At 39.0% G+C, this 6,414-nt stretch carries 5 protein-coding genes and 1 pseudogene; 2 read left to right on the forward strand and 4 right to left on the reverse strand.

Features of this window, described 5'->3' with window-relative positions; all coding sequences use genetic code 11:
• Position 1: 1 nt before the first annotated feature.
• The 3 genes from dksA to RT723_RS11840 form a co-directional block, all read right to left on the reverse strand.
• Positions 2-442 (reverse strand): RNA polymerase-binding protein DksA, encoded by a 441-nt coding sequence (dksA, locus tag RT723_RS11830; RefSeq protein ID WP_216054017.1) that lies wholly within the window; start codon positions 440-442, stop codon positions 2-4.
• A gap of 155 nt (positions 443-597) precedes the next feature.
• Positions 598-1,329, reverse strand: coding sequence for a DNA/RNA nuclease SfsA (sfsA, locus tag RT723_RS11835; protein ID WP_315947299.1), 732 nt, complete (start codon positions 1,327-1,329; stop codon positions 598-600).
• An 11-nt stretch (positions 1,330-1,340) separates the two neighbouring features.
• Positions 1,341-2,270, reverse strand: a complete 930-nt coding sequence (locus RT723_RS11840; RefSeq protein WP_216054019.1) for a DUF808 domain-containing protein — start codon at positions 2,268-2,270, stop codon at positions 1,341-1,343.
• A 183-nt stretch (positions 2,271-2,453) separates the two neighbouring features.
• Between RT723_RS11840 and pepB the strand changes: the two are divergent.
• Positions 2,454-3,742 (forward strand): annotated as a pseudogene (gene pepB, locus RT723_RS11845) (aminopeptidase PepB).
• A gap of 124 nt (positions 3,743-3,866) precedes the next feature.
• Here the strand turns inward: pepB and RT723_RS11850 are convergent.
• Complete coding sequence (locus tag RT723_RS11850) at positions 3,867-5,525, reverse strand: methyl-accepting chemotaxis protein (protein ID WP_315947300.1); 1,659 nt, start codon at positions 5,523-5,525, stop codon at positions 3,867-3,869.
• A gap of 330 nt (positions 5,526-5,855) precedes the next feature.
• Between RT723_RS11850 and RT723_RS11855 the strand changes: the two genes are divergently transcribed.
• Positions 5,856-6,113, forward strand: a complete 258-nt coding sequence (locus RT723_RS11855) for a MarC family protein (RefSeq protein WP_315947301.1) — start codon at positions 5,856-5,858, stop codon at positions 6,111-6,113.
• Positions 6,114-6,414: the final 301 nt, after the last annotated feature.

Consider the following 6,414-nt stretch of genomic DNA (forward strand, 5'->3'; position numbering starts at 1 on the left):
CTTAACCACCTAATTGTTTCTCTTTAATTTCAGACAATGTTTTGCAATCGATACATTGATCAGCGGTTGGACGAGCTTCCAAACGACGAATACCAATCTCGATGCCACATGTCTTACAAAAACCAAAATCACCACTCTTTATTAGAGTTAGTGTTTTTTCAATTTTCTTAATTAATTTACGTTCACGGTCACGGGTACGTAATTCTAATGCAAATTCTTCTTCTTGCGAGGCACGATCAACCGGATCTGGGAAGTTTGCCGCTTCGTCTTGCATATGAGACATAGTACGATCAACTTCTTCACGTAATTGATTACGCCAAGCTTCTAAAATCTTTCTAAAATGATCGTACTGTTCATCTGACATGTACTCTTCATTTTTTGACTCAACATACGGCTCAACGCCTGCGAGGGCTAGCAATCCTAATGATTTTTTATCTGCCATGCGTTGTTTTCTCCTGATAATTCAACTGGTTAGCGCGTTATAGTATTTTTATCCAGCAACCAGTGGCGTTACTGCTTTAAAAAACGGCGCTATCTATAGCAAAAATTAGCGCCTACCGCAATTTATTTATCTAAAATGGCCAAAATAAATATTAATTAAGACCACTGAAATTCACTCGTTTTGGTGGCAACAATTCCATCTAAATCGATATGTGTATGTAATACGATAATTTCTAACCCGTCAGTATGAGCTCGTTTTAGTTCATCAGCGTATTTAGGATCAATATGATCAGCCACTGTCATTGACTTAATGCCAGTATGTTGCACCAAAAACACCAATACGGCTCGATGGCCTTGTTGGATCATTTCTGCTAATTCTCGGATGTGTTTTTGTCCCCGAGTCGTCACCGCATCTGGAAATGCTCCTAACCCTGTTTGTTCATCTAACAACAAAGTTGTAGATTTTACTTCTATAAAACAGTTAGGTTTTGTATCGCCCCTAAGATCATTATCCGTGAGCAATATGTCAATTCGACTATTTTCATTACCGTACTTTACTTCTGTTGCCAGCTTTGCGTAATTGGAGACCGTTGGCAATAAACCATTATTGATAGCTTCAACGACAACGTTATTGGCTTTAATCGTGTTAATGCCAATAAAGTGACCTAATTGATTTTGTGCTAACTCAAAAGTGTTAGGGTATTTTCGTTTAGGGTTATCACTGGTACTAAAATAAACGTTGAAACCAGGCTCAGCACAACCTGTCATCGCCCCGGTATTGGGGCAATGAATGGTGATCTCTTCACCAGAGGTGGTGGTGACGTCGGCCAAGAAACGTTTATAGCGTTTAATTAATTTTCCTTGGGATAATGCAGAGTTATGTTGCATAACTTAGTTTATTAATCCTTAGATTTATTGGGTTTCAAATGAAGTAATCCTGCCACAATTAAGCCGCCTATGATGCCATAAAGACCATCTAATATGACGCTTGTTATGCCAAGCAATAAACCACTTGTCGCAGGGATTATGCTTAATAAGAAAGTGGAGGCGTGGTGTAACCATTCTATATTGTGGGTTAACATGCCGCCGCCAACTAAGAACATAGCTACCAAACCAATCCAGCTCAGGCTTTGCATTAATCTTGGTGCGAATACCAGTAAACCAGCTCCTAGTTTGTTTAAAATTTTGTTGAAAACATTGGTGGGTTTAAGCGATTGCCAGAATAAACCAACATCATCAAGCTTAACAATGACAGCAACTAAGCCATAAACCCCAATAGTCATAGCAATCGCGATGACAGACAGCACCATAATTTGTTCGTTAAGCGGAACATTGGCTATGGTACCAAGGGCGATAATGATAATTTCGGCTGATAACACAAAGTCTGTTTTTATCGCACCTTTAATTTTGTCTTTTTCATATTGCACCATATCTAAGTCTGGCTGGGATAATGCAGACAATAACTTTTCTTGTTGTTTATTTTTTGATTTTCGATTGGCGGCCATTTCTAGGATTTTTTCAGCGCCTTCGAAAGATAAATATAAACCACCTAAAATTAGCAAAGGGACAATTAACCAGTTAGCAAAAAAGCTAATTAATAATGCCGCGGGAACAAGAATAAACTTATTGATAAAAGAGCCTTTTGCTACAGCCCATACTACTGGTAACTCTCTGCTTGCGGAAACCCCCGAAACTTTTTCAGCGTTAACGGCTAAATCATCACCAAGTACGCCTGCTGTTTTTTTTGCAGCAACTTTTGTCATTGCCGCAACGTCATCTAAGATCAGAGCGATGTCATCAAATAAGGCAAAAAAGCTAGCGCCAGCCATAGGTATTTTCCTTCATAAGAACGATTAAAAAATTTGATTAAAATTGTAAAACGACTTAATTAATGAGATGTATTCAATAACTATATTAATGATAAAACAAGGAATAAACTGACTAATTAGAATTAATTTTCTATTATGAACCCATTATCCTATCTCCAATTATTTTAACTATGAGAGTAACCCATGTCAGATATCCTAAACGTAAACGTTTCTAAACAAGCTGCACCTGCCCAATGGGGGATAAATACGGCAATTAGTATGAATGCTGATGGCCATGTCATTCATATCACTCACACTGATTACAAGTCGCAATTAAGCACTATTCAAGCATCAGCTCGTAAAATTCAGTCTATGGGCGTAAATGCGGTTGCACTCGCAGAAACGTGGGATATTGAACAACAATGGAGTTTTTACCTAGGTTTTGTGACCGCAAAAGGTGGTCAAACTGTTGTATGGGCAGAAGGCGATACTAAAGAGTTAGATAACAGAAAACTGACTTTTGACTGGTCTAAAAAAGTAACGAACTTATCTCCACAAGATATGTACCCGTTGGCGTTAGCTAATAGTGCAATCAACCTGATCACTGAATTAGCACCAGATTGCGTAACACATGAAATTGTCATGGGTGATGATTTGTTAGAAGCTGGATGGGTAGGACTTCACTCTGTAGGTCGTGCCAGTATTCACCCTCCTGTGATGTTAACGTTAGATTATAACCCAAGCAAAGATCCACAAGCGCCAATTTCAACAGCTTTGGTGGGTAAAGGGATTACGTTTGACAGTGGTGGTTATTCAATTAAAGCCTCAGAAGGCATGTTAACCATGAAGTGTGATATGGGGGGGCTGCAACAGTGACTGCAGCGCTGGCGTTAGCCATTTCTCGTGGTCTTAATAAACGCGTTAAGTTAATTCTGTGTTGTGCAGAAAACTTAATTGGTGGCAATGCTTATAAACTAGGTGACATCTTAACTTATAAAAATGGTACTACTGTTGAGATAGTGAATACCGATGCCGAAGGGCGTATTGTATTAGCCGACGGTTTGTTACATGCCGGAGAGCTTAAAGCCGAACGTGTAATCGATGCCGCGACATTAACAGGGGCAGCCATGATGGCTGTAGGCAGTGAATACAATGCAGTATTTGGCTTAGACAAACCATTCGTTTCACAAGGATTACATGCCGCTGAATTAGAGTTTGAAGGCGCATGGGCATTGCCTTTAGAGAAATTTCATCAGCAATCATGTCCATCCGCTTATGCTGATACTGCCAACAGTCGTCCACAAAAAGGTGGTGGCATGGGGGGCGCATCTAATGCAGCAGGTTTCTTATCAAGATTTGTCGCTAATGAAGGTCAAAATTGGTTACACTTTGATTTAGCTGGTGCCTTTGTTGCAAGTGGAACAGACAAATACGCGCCAGGTGCAACAGGCCTTGGTGTTCGTACGATTGCTAGAATATTGTTAGACGATTAATTATTAACATAAATTTATCTAATGATGAAAACCGCCAAATTGGCGGTTTTTTGTTGGTTGCATGTATATGCAGACACGATACTATGATCCAGTCATCAGGCGATGTAATTAATCATTGCCCCATTTACGTTCTATATTGTCCCACCAGTTTAGACATATCTAGTGCAACATCATTAAGTTGTTTACTGATGCTTGTGGCTTCTGCAGTGCCATCTGCGGTTTCTTGTGCAACAGCAACTATCTGATGGACGTTTTGATTGATAGTTTCAGAAACCATGGTTTGTTCTTCTGCTGCGGTTGCGATTTGACTGTTCATGTCATTGATTGTCGTAACTGAATGGCGTATGGCTTTTAACGCAGAGTCAACTCTTTCAGCTTCAGTGACCGTGTGAATACATTTTTCATTGATTTCGGTGATTGCGTGTACGGCTTCATCGGTGCCGCCTTGAAGCTTAACGATCATACGTTGAATTTCTTCTGTGCTACTGGCCGTTCTTGCCGCTAAGGTTCTTACTTCATCGGCAACCACTGAGAAGCCTCTACCTTGCTCACCGGCTCTTGCTGCTTCAATTGCGGCATTGAGGGCAAGTAGATTGGTTTGTTCTGCTATGCCTCGTATAACTTCTATGACACCACCAATATTTTTAGATTCTTCACCTAAGTTACCGATAACTTCAACACCAATATTGACCTGATCACCAAGACCATTAATTACTTCAATGGCGCCATCTAATATTTTAGATGCATCGGTTACTTGGTCTTCAGCTTCATGGGCTGCTCTTGCGGCATTACTTGCACTTTGGGCAACGTCTAATGCTGTGGCTGACATTTCATTCATGGCGGTGGCAACTTGGTCACTCTCAGAATGCTGGCGTTGAACGCCGGACTCTGCTTGGTCCATTAGTTGGGTCAGCTTGACACTTGAGCTTGATAAGATTTGAGTAGAGCCATTAATCTGTTTGACCATATCGGCAATTTTGGTGGCAAATAAGTTAAAGGCGGCAGAAAGCGCACCTAGTTCATGCCCTTTAGATTCATCTAATCGTTTGGTTAAATCGCCATCACCGTTAGCAATTTCATCTAAGGCACTCACTGCGTGGTTAATCGGCTTAGTAATGGTTTGCACTAACTTTATCGAAATAGCTGACATGATCACTAATAACACAATCGCTAAACTGATTATTTTAAAAATACTGGTTGAAAGCATTTCTTGATTTTCAGTTTTTAACACGGCTAAAGTTTGTTCTAATTCATCAATGTAGAAGCCAGTAGCGATGATCCAGTTTGTGCTAGGGATCATGACCGCTTTTGCTAGTTTTGGTGATGGTTTACTGGAATTCGGTTTAGGCCAAGTATATTCAACATAGCCGCCACCGTTTCGTGCTTGTTCGATATATTCTTTAACTAAATATCGACCTTGTGGACTTTTAGAGTTTAAAAAGTTTTTCCCTTCACGTTCAGGACTGTCGGCACTAACAACTTGATTTCCTTTAGTGTCGTAAACAAAAAAGTAATTACTACCTTGTTGGTATCTTAAGTTTCTTAGAATCGTTTTTTTGGCTTCATCCGATTTGGCATTTGCAACGGAAGTAATCGCTAATTCAATAAAGGAGTCGAGTTGGGCTTTTTTCTCAGTAAATAAAGAGGCTCGTAATTGCTCTTGGTTCTTTTCACTCATTTGTTCTGACTGTGACGTTGCCAAAAAAGTGATTGCAATTGCTGTGAGCACTAAAGGTAGTAAGGCTACCGATAACACTTTAAATTTAATTGATCTATTTGCCATGTGGATTTACCTATCGTCATAACTATTACATTTTATCGGATAAATATAGTTAATCTTTAATCAATAGTTAATAAATTTAAGGTATGAATATGTAGCATTTAGTACTTGTTTATATGGTATTAAGTTATTGTCTATAAAGGTTTTTTTGTTTGTAAGGTGAGCCTGAGTTTGAACGATTTACAATATCAAGTGTTGATTTATATTTTTGCATAATAATACTCATTTTAGCATTAACAATTAGGTCGCCATTCTTAGTTGCGGTAGTATGTTTGTTAGTTGTAAATAATAATTCATTAAAATCAATACGATATGAATTAGATGGGAGGTTCCATGATTGACTTAATAGCGACATTTATTTTCTTTTTTGCCGTAATAGACCCAATTGGTACTGTGCCTGTTTTTATAGCTGTCACTCAACAACATGATGCTAAAACCAGAAGACGTATTGCACTGTTAGCCACTTTAGCGTCTGCGAGTATTTTGTTGTTTTTTGTGGTTGCCGGGAAATTTATATTAACGGCAATGAAGATCCCATTACCTACGTTCAAGTACTGTATGGGAATCTTCATCGCCGTATGTAAGCCGTAATATGCTAAAGCAGCAAAATGTCGCGGAAGACGCTAAGTAACTGAAAATACGTCTTCTGGTACAACGTCATGTTGTTGGTGACAACTATAAAAACGGGCACAGTACCAGTAGGTCTATTACGGCAAAAAAATAAATGTCGCTATTAGTCAATCATAGAACCTCCCGTCGTCGTATTGAATTTAATGGTATTTGCAACTAACGAAACATACTACCGCAACTGAAATAGAGCCTATTGTTAATGCTAAAATGATATTATTATGCCAAAATATAAATCAACACTGATATTATTAAATCATTCCCG

It is taken from the genome of Psychrosphaera aquimarina (assembly GCF_032461525.1).
GTDB lineage: Bacteria > Pseudomonadota > Gammaproteobacteria > Enterobacterales > Alteromonadaceae > Psychrosphaera > Psychrosphaera aquimarina.

Excerpts from the sequence above, each read along its gene's own strand:
- RT723_RS11840 (WP_216054019.1), bottom strand. The coding sequence starts at position 2,270 with ATGGCTGGCGCTAGCTTTTTTGCCTTATTTGATGACATCGCTCTGATC.
- sfsA (WP_315947299.1), bottom strand. The coding sequence starts at position 1,329 with ATGCAACATAACTCTGCATTATCCCAAGGAAAATTAATTAAACGCTAT.
- RT723_RS11855 (WP_315947301.1), top strand. The coding sequence starts at position 5,856 with ATGATTGACTTAATAGCGACATTTATTTTCTTTTTTGCCGTAATAGAC.
- RT723_RS11850 (WP_315947300.1), bottom strand. The coding sequence starts at position 5,525 with ATGGCAAATAGATCAATTAAATTTAAAGTGTTATCGGTAGCCTTACTA.
- dksA (WP_216054017.1), bottom strand. The coding sequence starts at position 442 with ATGGCAGATAAAAAATCATTAGGATTGCTAGCCCTCGCAGGCGTTGAG.